This is a genomic window from Ferranicluibacter rubi, from assembly GCF_011603255.1.
Taxonomy (GTDB): Bacteria; Pseudomonadota; Alphaproteobacteria; order Rhizobiales; family Rhizobiaceae; genus Ferranicluibacter; species Ferranicluibacter rubi.
In genome coordinates, this window is record NZ_JAANCM010000012.1 from 37,081 (window position 1) to 55,407 (window position 18,327).

At 63.8% G+C, this 18,327-nt stretch carries 23 protein-coding genes and 1 other RNA gene; 19 read left to right on the plus strand and 5 right to left on the minus strand.

The annotated features are described in order from the left end of the window. Positions 1-110: 110 nt before the first annotated feature. From G8E10_RS20130 to tkt, 4 genes are all read right to left on the minus strand, one after another. Positions 111-1,310: a phosphoglycerate kinase gene (locus G8E10_RS20130; protein WP_132448508.1), complete on the minus strand. Its 1,200-nt coding sequence runs from the start codon at positions 1,308-1,310 to the stop codon at positions 111-113. Between the two features lie 28 nt (positions 1,311-1,338). Then, the gene (locus G8E10_RS20135; RefSeq protein ID WP_167130461.1) at positions 1,339-1,911 is read right to left on the minus strand and encodes a putative glycolipid-binding domain-containing protein; all 573 of its coding nucleotides are present in this window, start codon (positions 1,909-1,911) and stop codon (positions 1,339-1,341) included. 129 nt (positions 1,912-2,040) lie between these two features. After that, the gene (gene gap / locus G8E10_RS20140) at positions 2,041-3,051 is read right to left on the minus strand and encodes a type I glyceraldehyde-3-phosphate dehydrogenase (protein ID WP_167130462.1); all 1,011 of its coding nucleotides are present in this window, start codon (positions 3,049-3,051) and stop codon (positions 2,041-2,043) included. A 99-nt stretch (positions 3,052-3,150) separates the two neighbouring features. Beyond that, positions 3,151-5,133 carry a transketolase gene (gene tkt / locus G8E10_RS20145; protein WP_167130463.1) on the minus strand — a complete coding sequence of 661 codons (1,983 nt, stop codon included), beginning with the start codon at positions 5,131-5,133 and terminating at the stop codon, positions 3,151-3,153. Between the two features lie 284 nt (positions 5,134-5,417). On the opposite strand from tkt, the gene G8E10_RS20150 reads away from it, so the two are divergent. From G8E10_RS20150 to G8E10_RS20195, 10 genes are all read left to right on the plus strand, one after another. Beyond that, entirely contained in the window at positions 5,418-5,690 is a 273-nt protein-coding gene (locus G8E10_RS20150; protein WP_092935696.1) for a DUF4164 domain-containing protein, read from the plus strand. 47 nt (positions 5,691-5,737) lie between these two features. Then, positions 5,738-6,142, plus strand: coding sequence for a cell division protein ZapA (locus G8E10_RS20155; RefSeq protein ID WP_132448506.1), 405 nt, complete (start codon positions 5,738-5,740; stop codon positions 6,140-6,142). Positions 6,143-6,243: 101 nt separating this feature from the next. Then, positions 6,244-6,401, plus strand: a non-coding RNA gene (gene ssrS / locus G8E10_RS20160) — 6S RNA. A 120-nt stretch (positions 6,402-6,521) separates the two neighbouring features. Further along, positions 6,522-7,127, plus strand: a complete 606-nt coding sequence (locus tag G8E10_RS20165; protein WP_167130464.1) for a 5-formyltetrahydrofolate cyclo-ligase — start codon at positions 6,522-6,524, stop codon at positions 7,125-7,127. 66 nt (positions 7,128-7,193) lie between these two features. After that, on the plus strand, positions 7,194-8,018 hold the full coding sequence (locus G8E10_RS20170) for a TIGR00282 family metallophosphoesterase (protein WP_132448504.1): 825 nt from the start codon (positions 7,194-7,196) through the stop codon (positions 8,016-8,018). A 122-nt stretch (positions 8,019-8,140) separates the two neighbouring features. Beyond that, the gene (locus G8E10_RS20175) at positions 8,141-8,395 is read left to right on the plus strand and encodes a BrnT family toxin (RefSeq protein WP_167130465.1); all 255 of its coding nucleotides are present in this window, start codon (positions 8,141-8,143) and stop codon (positions 8,393-8,395) included. Continuing rightward, positions 8,382-8,690 (plus strand): BrnA antitoxin family protein, encoded by a 309-nt coding sequence (locus G8E10_RS20180; RefSeq protein ID WP_167130466.1) that lies wholly within the window; start codon positions 8,382-8,384, stop codon positions 8,688-8,690. Before G8E10_RS20175 ends, G8E10_RS20180 begins: the two co-directional genes overlap by 14 nt. 114 nt (positions 8,691-8,804) lie before the next feature. Next, positions 8,805-9,653, plus strand: coding sequence for an MBL fold metallo-hydrolase (locus G8E10_RS20185; RefSeq protein WP_167130467.1), 849 nt, complete (start codon positions 8,805-8,807; stop codon positions 9,651-9,653). 106 nt (positions 9,654-9,759) lie between these two features. Then, complete coding sequence (locus tag G8E10_RS20190; RefSeq protein WP_110730000.1) at positions 9,760-10,506, plus strand: YebC/PmpR family DNA-binding transcriptional regulator; 747 nt, start codon at positions 9,760-9,762, stop codon at positions 10,504-10,506. Positions 10,507-10,741: 235 nt separating this feature from the next. After that, the gene (locus G8E10_RS20195) at positions 10,742-12,199 is read left to right on the plus strand and encodes a sensor domain-containing diguanylate cyclase (protein WP_167130468.1); all 1,458 of its coding nucleotides are present in this window, start codon (positions 10,742-10,744) and stop codon (positions 12,197-12,199) included. A 7-nt stretch (positions 12,200-12,206) separates the two neighbouring features. Here G8E10_RS20195 and G8E10_RS20200 read toward each other — a convergent pair whose 3' ends face one another. Beyond that, positions 12,207-13,205: an LLM class flavin-dependent oxidoreductase gene (locus G8E10_RS20200; protein WP_167130469.1), complete on the minus strand. Its 999-nt coding sequence runs from the start codon at positions 13,203-13,205 to the stop codon at positions 12,207-12,209. A 150-nt stretch (positions 13,206-13,355) separates the two neighbouring features. Between G8E10_RS20200 and ruvC the strand changes: the two genes are divergently transcribed. The 9 genes from ruvC (at position 13,356) to G8E10_RS20245 (ending at position 18,325) form a co-directional block, all read left to right on the plus strand. After that, positions 13,356-13,880, plus strand: coding sequence for a crossover junction endodeoxyribonuclease RuvC (ruvC, locus tag G8E10_RS20205; protein WP_110730003.1), 525 nt, complete (start codon positions 13,356-13,358; stop codon positions 13,878-13,880). Positions 13,881-13,981: 101 nt separating this feature from the next. Next, positions 13,982-14,599, plus strand: a complete 618-nt coding sequence (gene ruvA / locus G8E10_RS20210) for a Holliday junction branch migration protein RuvA (protein WP_110730004.1) — start codon at positions 13,982-13,984, stop codon at positions 14,597-14,599. Positions 14,600-14,657: 58 nt separating this feature from the next. Next, positions 14,658-14,966, plus strand: coding sequence for an AbrB/MazE/SpoVT family DNA-binding domain-containing protein (locus G8E10_RS20215; RefSeq protein WP_110800768.1), 309 nt, complete (start codon positions 14,658-14,660; stop codon positions 14,964-14,966). After that, positions 14,917-15,315 carry a type II toxin-antitoxin system VapC family toxin gene (locus G8E10_RS20220; protein ID WP_167130470.1) on the plus strand — a complete coding sequence of 133 codons (399 nt, stop codon included), beginning with the start codon at positions 14,917-14,919 and terminating at the stop codon, positions 15,313-15,315. Before G8E10_RS20215 ends, G8E10_RS20220 begins: the two co-directional genes overlap by 50 nt. Beyond that, complete coding sequence (gene ruvB, locus G8E10_RS20225; protein ID WP_110800766.1) at positions 15,312-16,352, plus strand: Holliday junction branch migration DNA helicase RuvB; 1,041 nt, start codon at positions 15,312-15,314, stop codon at positions 16,350-16,352. The genes G8E10_RS20220 and ruvB overlap by 4 nt, the downstream gene beginning before the upstream one ends. Continuing rightward, on the plus strand, positions 16,353-17,219 hold the full coding sequence (locus tag G8E10_RS20230; protein ID WP_167130471.1) for a metallophosphoesterase: 867 nt from the start codon (positions 16,353-16,355) through the stop codon (positions 17,217-17,219). Continuing rightward, positions 17,219-17,728, plus strand: coding sequence for an NUDIX hydrolase (locus G8E10_RS20235; protein ID WP_167130472.1), 510 nt, complete (start codon positions 17,219-17,221; stop codon positions 17,726-17,728). The genes G8E10_RS20230 and G8E10_RS20235 overlap by 1 nt, the downstream gene beginning before the upstream one ends. A 64-nt stretch (positions 17,729-17,792) precedes the next feature. Beyond that, the gene (locus G8E10_RS20240) at positions 17,793-18,008 is read left to right on the plus strand and encodes a hypervirulence associated TUDOR domain-containing protein (protein ID WP_110730010.1); all 216 of its coding nucleotides are present in this window, start codon (positions 17,793-17,795) and stop codon (positions 18,006-18,008) included. Further along, positions 18,008-18,325: a hypothetical protein gene (locus G8E10_RS20245; protein WP_110807771.1), complete on the plus strand. Its 318-nt coding sequence runs from the start codon at positions 18,008-18,010 to the stop codon at positions 18,323-18,325. Before G8E10_RS20240 ends, G8E10_RS20245 begins: the two co-directional genes overlap by 1 nt. Positions 18,326-18,327: the final 2 nt, after the last annotated feature.

Consider the following 18,327-nt stretch of genomic DNA (forward strand, 5'->3'; position numbering starts at 1 on the left):
AATTGTCTGTGATTTCCAGTGGTTTGTTCCGACCACGCGAGTGCAAGCGCTTTGGATCGCCTGCACGCTGGAGGCGCATGGCTGACCACGCGCCTCCATGGATGGCTTGGTTACTTCTGCTGGTGGAGGATATCGACGCCCGGAAGCGGCTTGCCTTCCATCCATTCGAGGAACGCGCCGCCGGCCGTGGAGACATAGGTCAGGTCGTCGGCGACGCCGGCATGGTTCATGGCCGAGACCGTGTCGCCACCACCGGCGACGGAGACGAGCGCGCCGCTCTTGGTGCGCGATGCCGCGTGCCTGGCGACCGCGACGGTCGCCTTGTCGAAGGGGGCGATCTCGAAGGCGCCGAGCGGGCCGTTCCACACCAGCGTTTCCGCCTTGCTCACCCAGTCGTTCACAGCCGCGATCGACTTCGCACCGACGTCGAGAACCATGGCGTCGGCCGGGATCGCCTTGATATCGACCACCTCATTGGCGGCGCCCGCCTTGAACTCGCGCGCGATCACGCCGTCCACCGGCAGCACGATGGCGCAACCCGATGTTTCCGCCTCAGTGAGAATGCTGCGCGCGGTCTCCGCAAGGTCGTGCTCGCAGAGCGACTTGCCGACGTCGATGCCTTGGGCGGCAAGGAACGTGTTGGCCATGCCGCCGCCGATGACGAGGGCATCGACCTTCTTCACGAGGTTGGTCAAAAGATCGATCTTGGTCGACACCTTGGCGCCGCCAACGATGGCGACGACGGGGCGCTTGGGATTGCCGAGGCCGGCTTCCAGCGCTTCCAGTTCGGCTTGCATGGTGCGGCCGGCATAGGCGGGCAGCAGATGCGCGAGACCTTCGGTCGAGGCATGGGCGCGGTGCGCGGCGGAGAAGGCGTCGTTGATGTAGATATCGCCGTTCGCGGCCAGCGCCTTGGTGAACTCGGCGTCGTTCTTTTCCTCGCCCTTGTGGAAGCGCGTGTTTTCGAGCAGCAGGATATCGCCGTTCTCAAGGCCGGCCACAGCCGTTGCCGCGGCTTCGCCGATGCAGTCGGCGGCGAAGTGAACGCGCTGGTCGATGATGTCCTCGACGGCGGCGGCGATCGGCTTCAGCGACATCTCCTCGACCGGCTCGCCCTTGGGGCGACCGAAATGGGCGAGCAGGATGACCTTGGCGCCCTTTTCCGACAGTTCGCGGATCGTCGGCACGACACGCTCGATGCGGGTCGCGTCGGTCACCTTTCCGTCCTTGGTCGGCACGTTCAGGTCGACGCGCACGAGCACGCGCTTGCCGGCGATGTCGCTCAGGTCGTCAAGGGTCTTGAAGGTCATGTGTCGTCTCCGGTTGCGTCTGATCGGGTCAGGTTCGAATGAAAAGCGTGGGATAGTCGAGCACGAGGCCGTCCTCATCCAGCGGGAGATCCGCCGTGAAGCTGCGGTCGGCGGCCTCGTAGCGATAGAGCCGGTCTACGGCAAGGCAGGTATAGAGCTGGACATCGCGCAGCGGCTCGAACGTGTCGAACGGGATATAGAGCATGTCGAGGCTGCGGGTGCCGTCTTCGGGGCGCAGGCCCAGCCGGCGGATCGGCAGCGTGTTGGTGAAGGGCGTGCCGGCGAGATCGACGTCGATGCAGCCATCGAAGGCCGGCAGCGCATGGCCATCGCCGTCCTGCCAGTGGCCGAGACCATCCGAGACCAGCGATAGGCTGATGCCGGTCGTGGTATCGAGCGTCAGGGATGTCGTCGTCCAATGGGGGTCGCAGTCGATCGTGTAGCGGACGCCATAGGTCGAGCCGCCGCGTGCGCCGATCACCACCGACAAGATGCGGATGCCGGGCTGCGGCCCGGACAGCGGCATCAGCGTCAGATGCTCCAAGCCCTCGTCCTCGAGCGGACGCCAGCGCACGGTCATCTGCTGCAGCGGGCGAAACATCGATGGGATCCTTGCCTTACCCTGCGTTGGATATGCCGGGACGTTGCTTCAAGGCGGTCAGGCCTGCTGGCAGGCCACAGATAGAAAAAGCCCCGGAACGCCTGTGGCGCCCCGGGGCTCGTCATGGTCTCAGAGCAGCTTGCCCATGGCGACGGCCGTGTCGCACATGCGGTTGGAGAAGCCCCATTCATTGTCGTACCAGGACAGGATGCGCACGAAATTGCCTTCGAGAACCTTGGTCTGGTCGATGGCGAAGATCGAGGAATGGCTGTCATGGTTGAAGTCGCGGGAGACCAGCGGCTCTTCCGTATAGCCGAGAATGCCCTTCAGCTTGCCGTCAGCGGCAGCCTTGATGGCATCGTTGATTTCGGCGACGCTCGTGTCGCGCTTGGCGACGAACTTGAAATCGACGACCGAGACGTTCGGCGTGGGAACGCGGATCGAGGTGCCGTCCAGCTTGCCCTTCAGTTCCGGAAGCACGAGGCCGACGGCCTTGGCGGCACCGGTGGAGGTCGGGATCATGGACAGGGCTGCGGCGCGGGCGCGGTACAGGTCCTTGTGCATGGTGTCGAGCGTCGGCTGGTCGCCCGTGTAGGAGTGGATCGTCGTCATGAAGCCGTGGTCGATACCGATCACGTCGTTCAGAACCTTGACCACGGGAACCAGGCAGTTCGTGGTGCACGACGCGTTGGAGATGACCGTGTGTTCCTTGGTCAGCTGGTCGTGGTTGACGCCGTAGACGACGGTCAGGTCGGCCCCATCGGCAGGGGCCGAGATGATGACGCTCTTTGCGCCGGCCTGTAGGTGGGCTGCGGCCTTGTCGCGGGCGGTGAAGATGCCGGTGCACTCGAGCGCGATATCGACGCCGAGATCCTTGTGCGGCAGTTCGGCCGGGTTGCGCACGGCCGTCACCTTGATCGGCTTGCCGCCGTTGATGATGATCGTGTCACCCTGGACTTCGACCGTCGCGGGGAACTTGCCGTGAATGCTGTCGTAGCGCAGCAGGTGCGCATTGGTTTCGACCGGGCCGAGGTCGTTGATGGCGACGACTTCGATGTCGGTGCGGCCGGACTCGACGATGGCGCGGAGCACGTTGCGGCCGATGCGGCCGAAGCCGTTGATGGCGACTTTCACTGTCATGTGGGGGTCTCTCCCTTTAAGAAGGCACGATTGATAAAGGCGCGGTCCGTGCGCCGGCAGAGATGAAAAACGGGGCGCGTCGGACGCGCCCCGCCGAACTTAGGCCAGCTTCTTTTCGGCCGCCGCGACGATCGCGTCAGCGGTGATGCCGAAGTGCTTGTAGAGTTCCTTGGCCGGGCCGGAGGCGCCGAAGGAGTGCATGCCGACAAAGTCGCCGTCCGAGCCGATAAACAGATCCCATCCCTGACGGATGGCGGCTTCCACCGCGATCTTGACCGGTTCGGTGCCGATGATCGCCTTGCGGTAGTCGGCCGGCTGGTCTTCGAACAGTTCGAAGGACGGTACGGACACGACGCGAACGGCGGTCCCCTTTTCTTTCAGGGCTGTCGCGGCCTGAAGCGCAAGCTCGACTTCCGAGCCGGATGCAAAGATCGCAACCTTGGCGTCGGCGTCGGACACCAGCTCGTAGGCGCCCTTGGCGGACAGGTTTTCCTTCGTGTAGGTCGTCCGGGCCGGAGCGAGGTTCTGACGCGTGAGCGCCAGGCCTGCTGGCCGCTTGTGGTCTTCCAGTGCCAGCTGCCAGCATTCCGCCGTCTCGACCGCATCGGCGGGGCGATACATCACGAGGTTCGGGATCGCCCGCAGCGCTGCCATGTGCTCGACCGGCTCATGCGTCGGGCCGTCTTCGCCCACGCCGATTGAGTCATGCGTCAGCACGTGGATGACGCGGATGCCCATCAGTGCGGCGAGGCGGATCGACGGACGGCAATAGTCCGAGAAGATCATGAAGCCGCCGGAGTAGGGGATCAGGCCGCCATGGAGCGCGACGCCGTTCATGGCCGCAGCCATGCCGTGTTCGCGGATGCCCCAATGCATGTAGCGGCCGCCGAAGTCCGTCGGCGTGATCGACGTCATCTGGCTGGTCTTGGTGTTGTTGGACGGCGTCAGGTCGGCAGAGCCGCCCAGCGTTTCCGGCAGGAAGCCGTTGATGACTTCCAGCGCATCCTCGGAGGCCTTGCGGGTCGCGATCGTCGGAGGCTTTTCGGCGAGCTTCTTCTTGTAGTCGTCGATCGCCTTGTCGAAGCCGGCCGGCAGCTGGCCCGCAAAACGGCGGGTGAACTCGGCCTTCTTCGTCTCCTCGGTGGACGACAGGCGTGCTTCCCAGGCCTTGCGAGCCTGGACCGAACGCTCGCCGGCATTGTGCCAGGCGTCGAGAACGTCGGCGGGCGTGTAGAAGGCTTCGGCTTCCCAGTTCAGGGCCTTGCGCGTTGCGGCGATTTCTTCCGCACCGAGCGGCGAGCCGTGAACCTTGTGGGTGCCGGCTTTGTTCGGTGCGCCGAAGCCGATGACGGTCTTGCAGGCGATGAAGGTCGGGCGGTCGGATTTATGCGCGGCTTCGATCGCGTCGGAGATCGCCTTCTGGTCGTGGCCGTCGACTTCGATCGTGTTCCAGTGCACGGCCTTGAAGCGGGCGATCTGGTCGGTCGAGTCCGACAGCGAGACGGCGCCGTCGATGGTGATCGAGTTGTTGTCCCAGAAGAGCACGAGCTTGTTCAGCTTCAGGTGGCCGGCAAGCGCGATCGCTTCATGGCTGATGCCTTCCATGAGGCAGCCGTCGCCGCAGAGCGCGTAGGTGTAGTGGTCCTGCAGGTCCGAGCCGAACTCCTGTTCGAGCTTGCGTTCGGCGATCGCCATGCCCACGGCATTGGCAATGCCCTGGCCGAGCGGTCCGGTCGTCGTCTCAATGCCCGTGGCATGGCCGAATTCCGGGTGGCCGGCGGTCTTGGAGCCGAGCTGACGGAACTGCTTGATGTCCTCGATGGTCATGTCCGGATAGCCCGTGAGATAGAGCAGGGCATAGAGCAGCATCGAGCCATGGCCAGCCGACAGGACGAAACGGTCGCGGTCGGGCCAGTTGGGGTTCTTGGGGTCGAACTTCAGGTATTTGGTGAAAAGGACGGTCGCGATATCGGCCGCTCCCATGGGCAGGCCGGGGTGGCCGGAATTGGCCTTCTCCACCGCATCCATGGCCAGAAAACGGATCGCATTCGCCATCCGGTCGTGTTGTTCATTCGAGATCATGACTGTTCCGCTTAAGCTTGATGATCAGGGAACGGTCTCTATCCTCCAAAGACCGCATCGGAAGCGGGTGAGACATAGCACCTCGCCCGGTGGAGTCAACAAAGACGGCAGGCGTCGAGGCCCTGTCGAAGCACGAAAAATCGTGCTTGATCCACAGCTTCCAGCCTGAAGCTGACAGGCTGGCGTTGTGTCGTCCGATGGATTGAGTCTAATAGTGCGATTGGCTTTGACAAGGGCGCGCCTTGCCGATTCGGTGCCCCGGCCATGGATTGGAAGCAGACACGATGGCGGCAGGGAAGACAGTCAGGGCGGCAATCGACGAGCTGAAGGGGGCCGTCGCCGGTCTGGAGAGCGTGATCGACGGTCGGCTGGACCGCGAACGCGACCGGGTGGAGATCGAGGGCGAGGTTCGCCGCGTTAACACCGACAGGGCGCGGCTCGCGCAGGAACTCGACCAGTCGCAGTTCCGCGCCAATCGCCTGGAAGAGGTCAACCGCGAGGTTTCGCGCCGTCTCGTGACCGCCATGGAAACCATCCGCGCGGTTCTCGACCGGTGATCCCCCCGATATCATTCGTCAACGGGCCTCGGGCCGGGAGTTAGCCAATGGCGCAAGTCACCGTGACGATCGACGGCAAGGCCTATCGCATGGCCTGCGAAGAGGGGCAGGAGGGGCATCTCACCGATCTCGCTCTGCGTTTCGACCAGTATGTCAGCCATCTCAAGGGCCAGTTCGGCGAGATCGGCGATCTCCGCCTGACGGTGATGGCGGCCATCATGGTGACGGATGAACTTTCCGAGGTGGATCGCCGGCTGAAGGCGCTGGAGGCCGAAGTGGACGGGCTGAAGCGTGCCCGCGACGCTGCCGTGGCCAGAGAAGCCGAGGCCGAGGAGGCGCTGGCATCCGCGCTTGGCGAAGTCACCACCCAGATCCAGGGCCTGGCCGCCCGCATCGTCAACCGCCCCGCGCCGCCCGCCCAGCCTGCGCAGCCACCGGCCCATCCGCGGTAAGCAGCCGTTTTCGGACGTCACGTCCGGATTTCGCAATCGGCTCTGGCCCGATTTCGCAATCGGCTCTGGCATGCCGCGCCGAAGCACTCTATATTCCCTCTTGCGGTCTGCGCTTCACGACAGGAACCACAATCCCTGGGGCCATACTCGATCCAACGGGAGCTGTCCCTGTCCAGGCTCGTGGGCCTGGGCATATGGCGCCCACCTACGTTTGTAGGCACCCAGGATCGTAAAAATCCATCGGTCGTGTGGATCGCACCTTACCTTCTTTCTTCAGTCCAGGTAGCCGGCAGTGCGGCGGCGACGTCCTCGCGGCAAGCGACATCTTGATCTCGCCCGGTAGACCGTTCAAACCGGATGGCGGATGTGAGGGGAGATCATGACGTTACCACCCAGAGAGCAGAAGGCCCGCCTGCGCGCCGAACGGCTGGCGCTGCGGGATGCCTTATCATCGGAGGCGCGGGCCGACGGTGCCGCTGCGATGCTTCGTCACATCGGCGCGCCGTCCTTTCGTCAGGCTTTCAATCCTGCCGGCGCGATGGCCTCCGGCTTCTGGCCGATCCGTTCCGAGCCTGACATCCGGCCTCTCATGGAGGGACTGCGTGCCATCGGTGCCCGCCTTTGCCTTCCCGTCGTTCTCGACCGTGAAACCATCGTCTTCCGCGAATATCTTGCAGGCGCGTCCGTCGTGAAGACCGGGTTCGGCACCACGGGACCCGACGAGACGGCGGCGGTGGTCGATCCGGATCTCATGCTGGTACCGCTTTCCGCCTTCGATCGCCAAGGCCACCGGATCGGCTATGGCGCCGGCCATTATGATCGCGCCATCGCGCGTCTCGACACGCTGGGCAAGCGCCCGCGACTGATCGGGATTGCTTTCGCCTGCCAGGAAGTGGCATCAGTGCCTTTCGAGCCGCACGACATCCCGCTTGACGCCATCCTGACGGAGGAGGGCCTGATCGAGACGCAGCGGCAGCAAGTGTAACGTGTTGGAGCGACCTTGGCGCGTCATGAACGACGCGCGGTGCTCCATAGGCGAGATCGATCTGATATGAGACTTCTGTTCCTCGGCGACATGGTGGGCAAGACGGGCCGGACGGCGGTCTGGGAGAAGCTTCCGGGCCTCGTCTCCGACCTCAAACTCGACTTCGTCATCGTCAATGGCGAGAACGCGGCCGGCGGCTTCGGCATCACCGAGGATATCTTTCTCGAAACGATCAATGCCGGGGCGGATGTCGTCACCACCGGCAACCATGTCTGGGACCAGAAGGAGGCCGTGACGTTCTGCCAGCGGCATGACCAGTTCCTGCGGCCTGCCAACTATCCCGCCGGCACGCCCGGTCGCGGCTCCGGCCTCTATTTCGCCCGTAACGGCGCGCGCGTGCTCGTCGCCAACATCATGGGCCGGGTGTTCATGCATCCCGAACTCGACGATCCCTTCAAGTCGGCCGAGGCCATCCTTGCGGCCTGCCCCTTGACGGAGCAGGCGGACGCGATCGTGTTCGATTTCCATGCCGAGGCGACCAGCGAGAAGCAGTGCTTCGGCCATTTCGTCGATGGCCGCGCCAGCTTCGTCGTCGGCACCCACACGCATGTGCCGACCGCCGACCACCAGATCCTCAATGGCGGCACCGCCTATCTCTCGGATGCCGGCATGTGCGGCGACTACGACTCCTCGCTCGGCATGGAAAAGGAAGAGCCGCTCAACCGCTTCATCTCCAAGATGCCGAAGGGCCGCTTCGAAGCCGCGTCCGGCCCCGCCACGATCTGCGGCGTCGGCGTCGAGATCTCCGACCGCACGGGCCTCGCCGAAGCCATCGCCCCCTTGCGCATCGGCCCGCGTCTTGCGGAAACGGTGCCGTCCTTCTGGGCGTGACGGGAGGGTTCGTCTCGATGTGGAATATGAGATGTTTCGCATATTGACATCAGTCGGCAGAGCGCATTTTCTGTTGCCGACCAAGACCACTTGGCGCGCTAGCGGAGTGTGTTACGATATCCATGCGGATCGTGTTCGACGAGATCAAACGCCGGAGTAATATCCAGAAGCACGGATATGACTTCGATCTGATCGAGCATTCCTTCTTCGTTGCCGCCAGGATCTTCGAGGCGAAACAGGGTCGGAAGGTTGCGATCGGACCGATCGGTCCCAATCTCATCTCCGTGATCTTCGTTCCGTTGGGTCGTGAGGGATTGTCGGTCCTTTCCATGCGGCGGGCAAGCAAGAAGGAGAGACGCGCTTATGGCATCGTCTAAACCAGCCTACAAAAACCTGTCGGACGAGGAGGAGGCCGATATCCAAGCGGAAATCCTCGCGGATCCCGATCACCCGGAACTGACGGACGAGCAGATCGCAACCGGCCGCCCTTTCGCCGAGGTCTTTCCCGATCTCGCAGAGAGCATCCGGCGAGCGGAAGTGGAAGCGGAACGGGAAGCGTCGAAGGAACGCGTTTCCCTCGATCTCGATGGCGACGTGCTTGCCAAGTTCCGGGCGACCGGCGAGGGTTGGGAAGAGCGGATCAACACGGTGCTACGCTCGGCCAAGCCCTGAAACCAGCCTCCTTGCAATGACGCAATCGTGACGCGTCGCCTCTTTACCGCAATGCGCCTGCGCATATCCTGACTCCACCGCCGAACAAGGGCCGAACCGGGGTCAGGATGTGCCATGCTGCGATCTGCCGTTCTCACCTGCGCCGTCCTTGCCTCAGCCGGCATCGTCTTCCTGCAGGTGCCCGCCTTCGCGCAGCAGCCGGCGGTCAGCCAGTGCCAGGCCATCGCACAGGCGCTGCCGGATGCCGGTTTCGTCCAGTTGGCGAGCGCCGATCCCTTCGCATCCTCTCTGCAGCAGGCCGCAGCCCGCGACCAGACGGTCGCCATCACCTTTCTCGGCCACTCCACCTTCCTCCTGGAAACGCCGGGTGGGGTGACGATCGCGACCGACTATTCCGGCTTTCACCGGCCGCCGCGGCCGCCGATGGTGGCGACGATGAACAAGGCGCATTCGACGCACTACACGCTGACGCCGGGACCTGAGATCGCCCATGTGCTGCACGGCTGGAGCGACGACGGCAATGCCGCCGATCACGATCTCGTCTTCGGTGACGCCTATATCCGCAATGTGCCGACCGATATCCGCGCCGGCTATGGCGGCGCGATGGAGCCGGACGGCAATTCGATCTTCATCTTCGAGGTCGCCGGGCTCTGTATCGGCCATCTCGGCCATTTGCATCACGAGCTCGACGAGACGGATTACGCCGAGATCGGCCGGCTCGACGTGGTGATGGTGCCTGTGGATGGCGGGCTGACCATGGGGGCGGAGAGCATGGTGCGCGTGGTCACCCGGCTGCGCTCCGCGCTGATCCTGCCCATGCACCGGCGCGGTCCGCCGGTCGAAAGCTTCCTCGGCCTCTTCGGTCCCGGCTTCGACCGCACAGTGGCCGACAGCGCCACCGTCACCGTCTCTCTGCGCACCCTGCCCAAAAAGCCGCTGATCATGGTTCTCCAGGGCCTTTGAGGCTTTGCACCCGCGATGAGCCGGACAACAGGCTGGACGAACCGGCCGGATGAAATTATAAGGCGGCCCGATCCCATCATCGGCAGAGTTTATCCAAGAGGGCGCCATGGCCGGCCATTCACAGTTCAAGAACATCATGCATCGCAAGGGCCGCCAGGATGCCGTGCGCTCCAAGATGTTTTCCAAGCTCGCGCGCGAAATCACCGTCGCGGCCAAGGCCGGCCTTCCCGATCCCTCGATGAATGCCCGCCTGCGCCTTGCCATCCAGAATGCCAAGGCCCAGTCCATGCCGCGCGACAACATCGAGCGCGCCGTCAAGAAGGCATCGGGTGCCGACAGCGAGAACTATGACGAAATCCGTTACGAAGGCTACGGTCCGGGCGGCGTCGCCGTCATTGTGGAGGCACTGACCGACAACCGCAACCGCACCGCCTCCAACGTCCGCTCGACCTTCACCAAGGCCGGCGGCGCGTTGGGTGAAACCGGCTCGGTCTCCTTCTCCTTCGATCGCGTCGGTGAAATCACCTACAAGCCCGATGTCGGGACAGTGGACGCCGTAATGGAAGCCGCTATCGAAGCCGGTGCCGAGGACGTGACCAGCGACGAGGACGGCCACACGATCATCTGCGGCTTTGAGGATATCGGCGAGGTCTCCAAGGCGCTGGAAGCGACGCTCGGCGAAGCCGAGACCGTGAAGGCGATCTGGAAGGCGCAGAACAGCGTTCCCGTCGACGAAGAACGGGCGGAATCGCTGATGAAGCTCATCGACACGCTGGAAGACGACGACGACGTGCAGAACGTCTACGCCAATTTCGAAGTGTCGGACGAGGTCATGGCGAAGCTTTCCGCCTGATCCACAGGTTGCAATCACCTCTCGCAGTGGTTGTTTTTTGTGTGAGAGTACGCCCGTGCTAACTTAATCGTAATGTCTGTCGGTCAGCATGCAGCCCGTCTGCTGCTGCCGACGCCTCGTTGTCATCGAGGCGTTTCCCGCGTCGGCCGACGGACTGGCGGAGGCCCATGTCGCTTCCGATGCGCGGTTTCCGCGCAGGTCCAACCTGAATGCTGGATGGAAAGCGGGCCGGGCGATGCGTTTCGTTCACCTCAGACTGATCGGGCCCGCCATCGGCGTCGTCGCCCTTTTCATTGCCGCCATGGCGACCGTTCCCTATTACGGCGCGGCGCGGATCGACGGCGAGGCGCGGGTTCAGCAGGAGACGCTGGTCGAGCGCAATCTCGCGCTCTGGATCGCCGACATCGAGTTCGCGCTGACCTCCTGGACCATCTGGGACGAGGCGATCGCCAAGCTCGACAACACGTTCGATTTCGAGTGGACGGATCGAAACGTCGGCGCCTCGCTGATCGGAACGTCGCGAACGCGCTTTGCCGCGGTTCTGAAGCCCGACGACTCCCTTCTTTACGCACGCACGGATGAGACGGTAAAATCGCGGCCTTTCTTCGCCCGTGGCGCGGAGCGGATCGTCGCCGACGCCGAGCCGCTCGTGGCCGACGTGCGCAAGCGCGAAGCCGGGCCGAAGGGGCCGGGCATCCCGAAGCCCATCGCCATCAGCCGGATCGAGGTCATCGGGCAGGATGCCGTGCTTCTGTCGGCAAGCCTCTTCCAGCCGGATTTCGGTACGGCGCAGGTGAGCGGCGCTCGTGCTCCGGTGCTGATCACCGCCATGCCTATCGGCAGCAGCCTGCAGGACTTCTTCGGAACGCGGTTTCTGCTCGATGATGCGCGCGTCAGCCCCTTGAGCGAGGTCGCACCGGAGCGCGCGCGCTCGGAAATCGCCATCGGGCCCGATGGCGAGATACAGGTGCTCTCGTGGCGGCCGCCGACCCCCGCGCGCGACATGCTCTATCAGGCGACGCCGCTCGTTCTCACGGTCTTCGTCGTGCTCCTCGTCGGCGGCTTCCTGCTGGTGCGCATCTCGCAGACGACCGCCCAGATGCTGGTCGGTCGCGAACGCATGATGACGCATGCCGCGACGCATGATGTTCTCACGGGTCTTGCAAACCGGGCCCTGCTGGACGCTGCGTATTTTCAATCAATTTCGTCGGGGCCGTTCGTCGTTGCCTGCCTCGATCTCGATGGTTTCAAGGGCGTCAACGATACCTTCGGTCACGCGATCGGCGACGATCTGCTGCGTGCCGTCGCAACGCGGCTGCGTGCCAACACGCGCGATACGGATCGCCTTTTCCGCCTCGGCGGCGACGAGTTTGCCATCTTGATGCCGTCGATCACGATTTCGGATGCAGAAGCGGCGTGCTGGCGGCTCGGGGAGGCTTTGTCGGCGCCGATGTACCTGCCGGGCGCCTATCCGCCGGGCCATCGCATCGAAATCGCTGCCTCGTTCGGGCTCTGCCACGTCACCAGCCCGGAAACGAGCCGCGATGCCGCCTTCCGGTCGGCAGACGATGCGCTCTATCAGGCGAAATCGCTCGGCCGCGGTCGTGTCGTCGTGGCGGAGACCTTGGATGCCGGGGAGCAGACGGAAGCAACCGGCGATCTTCGCCGCGCTGCCGCCAGCCTGCGCGGCTGAGCCGCCATCATGCGGCGGCGGCAAGCTCCTGCCGCGCTTCAGCAAAACGACGGACCGACGTCAGCCGGGCCTCCATGTCGAAGACCGGCATGGAGATGATCAGTTCGTCCGCGCGCGTATCCGAGAGGAACGCCTGCGTCTTCCGGCGCACCGTCTCCGGCCCGCCGACGATGGCATAGGTCATCGCATGATCGACGAAGCCCTTCTCCGACGCGTTCCAGAGACCATCCATGCTGTCGACCGGTGGTGGAAACTGGCCGCGAGCATTGCGGCGCAGCGCCACGAAGGACTGCTGCATCGAGGTGAAGAGATGGTGCGCCTCCTCGTCGGTATCCGCGGCCACGCCCATGATGCCGACCATGGCATAGGGCTTGTCGAGAATAGCCGATGGCTCGAAGCGTTCGCGATAGATCTCCAGCGCCGAAAACAGCATGTCGGGCGCGAAATGCGAGGCGAAGGCGAAGGGCAGGCCGAGCATGCCGGCAAGCTGTGCGCTGTAATGGCTGGATCCGAGAAGCCAGATCGGCACGTTGGTGCCGGCACCCGGCGTGGCGATCACCTCGCCCTCGCGCGGTGTGCCGAGCAGGCCCTGCAGCTCTACGACATCGTTCGGGAAGGCATTGGCGCTTCCCTCCATGTGGCGCCTGAGCGCCGCCGCCGTGCGCATGTCCGTGCCCGGCGCCCGGCCGAGACCGAGGTCGATGCGGCCCGGATAGAGCGCCGCGAGCGTGCCGAACTGTTCGGCAATGACGAGCGGCGAATGGTTGGGCAGCATGATGCCGCCGGAGCCGACGCGGATCGTTTTCGTGCCCGCCGCCACATGCGAAATCACGAGCGCGGTCGCGGCACTGGCAATGCCGCTCATGCCGTGATGTTCTGCCAGCCAGAACCGCTCGTAACCCGCGCGCTCGGCCTCCTGCGCCAGTCGCCGCGAGTTGTCGAGCGCGTGTGAAACGGTGCTGCCTTTGGTGATCGGCGACAGGTCGAGAATGGAAAAGGGGACCATGGCGAACGGCCTTCAATTGATGAACGTGATGGTCATGTAAGAGGCCCGCACCCCAAATCCAAGGGCGGCCTCGAACGCGCTTATAGTGGATGTTTTTGTTTTGTTCACATTTTGCTGGCAGCGTCCGGGTGCAAAGGCTAGGATATTTTCATGCAATCCACGATTCGCATTATCGGCATCGATCCCGGGCTCCGGCGCATGGGATGGGGCGTGATCGACACGCTGGGCAACACGCTGCGCTTCGTGGGTTCCGGCACCATCCTGTCGGATGGCGATGCGGATCTCGCCTCGCGGCTCTGCCAGTTGCATGACGGGCTGGCCGATATCATCCATCTCCACAAGCCGGACGAAGCCGCCGTCGAGCAGACCTTCGTCAACAAGGATGCGGTGGCGACGCTGAAGCTCGGTCAGGCCCGTGGCATCGCCATGCTGGTGCCGGCCCGCGCCGGGCTGAAGGTGGCGGAATATGCGCCGAACGCCGTCAAGAAATCGGTGATCGGCGTCGGGCATGGCGAGAAGCAGCAGATCCACATGATGATCAAGGTTCTGATGCCCAAGGCGACCTTCAAGGGCAACGACGCCGCGGATGCGCTGGCCATCGCCATCTGCCATGCGCACAACCGCCAGAGCTTTGCCGGCAGTCTCGCCCATCGCATCGCGGCCGCCACGGCGTGACGGGGTTTCATCTAGGGCGCTGTTGCTCTCGACAGCCTGCGGCGCGTCCGTCATGACGGATGGCCTGTAAGCTTTCTTCTTTTTCTCGGGGACCTCAGCGGATGATTGGCAAGTTGAAGGGCACGATCGACGAGATCGGCGACGACCATGTTGTGATCGACGTCCATGGCGTCGGTTATGTCGCCTATTGTTCGGCGCGCACGCTCGGCAAGCTCGGCTCGGCCGGCGAGGCGGCTGTGCTGTTCATCGAGACCTATGTCCGGGAAGACCAGCTGCGCCTGTTCGGCTTCCTCTCCGCGCTGGAGCGCGAATGGTTTCGCCTGCTCCAGAGCGTGCAGGGCGTCGGCGCCAAGGTTGCGCTCGCCGTCCTCTCGGTTCTCACCCCCGGCGAACTTGCGAACGCCATCGCGCTGCAGGACAAGACGTCCATCTCGCGCGCACCCGGCGTCGGCCCGAAGGTGGCGGTGCGCATCGTCACCGAGCTGAAGAACAAGGCACCTGCCTTTGCCGGCGATGCCGCGGCCGGCATCGGCTTCAAGCAGGAACTCGGCGAAGGCGCCGTGCCGGCGCCCGTTGCGGATGCGGTCTCCGCCCTCACCAATCTCGGCTACTCCCGCGACCAGGCTGCCAACGCCATTTCCGCAGCGCTCCGCAACGGTGGCGAGGGTGCCGACAGCGCCAAGCTGATCCGGCTGGGTCTGCGGGAGCTGTCGCAGTGATTCCTTGTCTGCGAGGGGATTCCTTACTAGAGTGCGAAGGTAAGGAATGGAGCGTCTTATGGGCTATGCTGCGAAACTGACATCCAAAGGACAGACGACAATACCGATCGAGGTCCGGAAATATCTGGACCTCAATCCAGGCGATCAGATGGATTTCATCATCGAGGATGGTGAGGTCAAAATCCGGGCGAAGACCAGAAGCATCATGGAGTTTGCCGGTATTCTCGGTCGCGCTCCCAATGGAGTGAGCCTGACGATCGAAGAGATGGACGATGCCATTGCCCAGGCGGTGGCCGATGACGACCGGAGGATCACGCGTGATTGGAATCGATACAAACGTGCTTCTCCGCTTTCTGATGACGGATGACCCTAGGCAGAACCAAAGCGCAGTCGCGTTCTTCCGTTCGAGATCGGCTGCCGATCCGGCCTATATTTCCACCTTCGTGTTCGCCGAAGCCTGTTGGGTCCTGAGCAGGAGCTATGGTTTCAAAAACCATGAGATCGCAACACTGTTTGAAGGCTTGATGGCCAGTCGCGAGATCGTTTTCGAGGATTCGGATGTCATAAAAGGCGTCTTTTCGTCAGATGAATTTGCGAAAATCGATATTGCGGACGTCCTCATCGCAGGTTTTGCAAGGCAAGCCGGCTGCGAGAAAATCGTTACGTTTGACCGGAAGGCTGCCAGCCTCATCCCCGGAATGGAACTTCTCGCATGACAGACGACACCCGCCTGATCTCTCCCGAAAAACGCGGGGAGGATCTCGATACCGCGCTTCGGCCACAGTCGCTGGACGAGTTTACCGGCCAGGCGGAGGCGCGTGCCAATCTGAAGGTGTTCATCGAGGCGGCGAAGCATCGCGGCGAGGCGCTGGATCACGTGCTGTTCGTCGGCCCGCCCGGCCTCGGCAAGACGACGCTCGCGCAGATCATGGCCAAGGAACTGGGCGTCAATTTCCGCTCGACCTCGGGCCCCGTCATCGCCAAGGCCGGCGATCTCGCAGCACTCCTGACCAACCTTGAGGAGCGCGACGTGCTCTTCATCGACGAAATCCACCGGCTGAACCCGGCGGTCGAGGAAATCCTCTACCCCGCCATGGAGGATTTCCAGCTCGACCTCATCATCGGCGAGGGCCCGGCGGCGCGCTCCGTGAAGATCGACCTGTCGAAATTCACGCTGGTCGCCGCCACCACGCGGCTCGGCCTGCTCACCACGCCGCTGCGCGACCGTTTCGGCATTCCCGTGCGTCTCAGCTTCTACACGGTGGAGGAGTTGGAGCTGATCGTGCGGCGCGGTGCGCGGCTGATGGGGCTTGCCATTACGGACGATGGCGCGCGCGAGATCGCGCGCCGCGCGCGCGGAACGCCGCGTATCGCCGGGCGGCTTCTGCGCCGCGTGCGGGATTTCGCGCAGGTCGCCCGGGCCGAGGCGGTGACGCGGCAGATCGCCGATGAGGCGCTGACGCGTCTGCTCGTCGACAATATGGGCTTCGACCAGCTCGACACGCGCTACCTCACCATGATCGCGCTCAATTTCGGCGGCGGTCCCGTCGGCATCGAGACCATCGCGGCGGGCTTGTCCGAGCCGCGCGATGCGATCGAGGATATCATCGAGCCCTATATGATCCAGCAGGGCTTCATCCAGCGCACGCCGCGGGGCCGCGTGCTCACTGTCAATGCCTGGAAGCATCTCGGCCTCGTGCCGCCCAAGGATCTCGAAGCCTCGCAGTTCCGCCTGTTCCAGGAGGACGACTGAGTGCTCTCCCGGCGCGGGCTCCTGAAGACCTTCGGTGCGTTCGTGCTGGCGGCCTTGTCCACCGGCGCCTATGCGATCGGCATCGAGCCGCGCGGCCGTCCCCGTGTCGTCACGCACCGGATGACGCCGCCGGGCTGGCCGCAGGGTCTGAAGCTGCGGCTTGTGCTGGTCAGCGATATCCACGCCTGCGACCCCTATATGCCTGCGTCGCGGATCGCCGAGATCGCCCATCAGGCGAACGGGCTTAGCGGCGACATGATCCTGCTGCTCGGGGACTTTCTCTCGGGCATGCGGCTGGGCTCGCAGGTGCCACCGGAGGACTGGGGCGAGGCATTGCGCCCCTTGAGTGCGCCGCTCGGCGTTCACGCCATTCTCGGCAATCATGACTGGCTCGACGATCCCCAAGCCATGGAGACGGGCAGGCCGGGGATCGTCCAGGCCGTGCTCGATCGTCTCGGCGTGCCGCTCTACAGCAACCGGGCAGTGCGCCTCGAAAAGGACGGCCATGCTTTCTGGCTGGCTGGTCTTGCGGATCAACTCTTTCCGGCCACCGGGCTCGACGATCTTGCCGGCACGCTGGCAAGCGTGACGGATGACGCACCCGTTATCCTCATGGCGCACGAGCCGGATATTTTCCCCACTGTTCCCAAGCGTGTCGCGGTTACGCTGTCCGGCCATACGCATGGCGGGCAGATCCGGCTGTTCGGCTTTTCTCCCGTCGTGCCCTCGCGCTATGGCAGCCGCTATGCCTATGGGCATATCGTCGAGGACGGCCGGCATCTCGTCGTCTCCGGCGGGCTCGGCACGTCCATCCTTCCCGTCCGGCTCGGTTCGCCGCCGGAGATCACCGTCGTGGAGTTGGGCTGATGAGCAAACGCAAGATGGTCCGGCTCGATTCCGGCAGCAAGCGTTTCAATTTCCGGATTGCCGGGCTCGGCTTTCGCGACGGGCACGTGCTCGTCCATCGGGCGGTGCATGAGGCGTTCTGGACCTTTCCCGGCGGTCGCGCCGAAATCGGCGAGACCTCGGAGGCGACGCTTCGCCGCGAGATGCAGGAGGAACTGGGCGTCGATGTCACCGTCGGGCGGCTGCTCTGGACAGTCGAGAATTTCTTCCACTACGAGGCGCGCGACTTTCACGAGATCGGTTTCTACTACCTCATGACCGTGCCCACGGTCTTTCCGTTCCACCCGACCGAGATCGTGCATCGCAACCGGGACGGCAAGAGCGATCTCGAGTTCAAATGGGTGCCGGCGACCGTCGCCGCACTCCGGGCGCTCGACATCCCGCCTTACTTCATTGCCGAAGAGATCGAGACCTTGCCGGAGACCAGCCGGCACGTCGTCTGGCACGATGGCGATCTAGACCGCAACTGACGGAACCCGTTTCCCGCGCGCGCATTTCTTGAAGCGACCGACAGTCGCGTCAGAGGAGCGAGCGATGAAGAAATTTACCAAGGGCACTACCGTTTCGTGGAAATGGGGGCAGGGTACTGCGGAAGGCAAGGTGGACGAGAGCTTCACCGAGGATGTCGAGCGCACGATCAAGGGCCATAAGATCAAGCGCAAGGCCTCGACCGACGAGCCGGCCTACCTGATCAGCCAGGAAGACGGCGCGCATGTGCTCAAAAGCCATTCGGAACTGAGCGCAAGCTGATGGCCGGCGATCATGTTCCCCCGGAGGCCGTCGCCAAAGCGGCCGAGAAAGGCCTCGAGCTTCGCGAGACATTCAAGCGCGGCGGCACCCAGATCGGCGTCGCCCGCGCCCGCGACCTGAAGAACCGCGTCAATCTCTCGGCCGATACGATCAAGCGCATGTCGAGCTACTTCTCCCGACACAAGGTCGACAAGCGCGCCAAGAATTTCGGCGACGACAGCGATCCGTCCGCCGGATACATCGCCTGGCTGCTCTGGGGCGGCGATGCCGGGCGGGATTGGGCGGAGAAGCAGAAGGGGAAGATGGGGAAAGAGTGAGT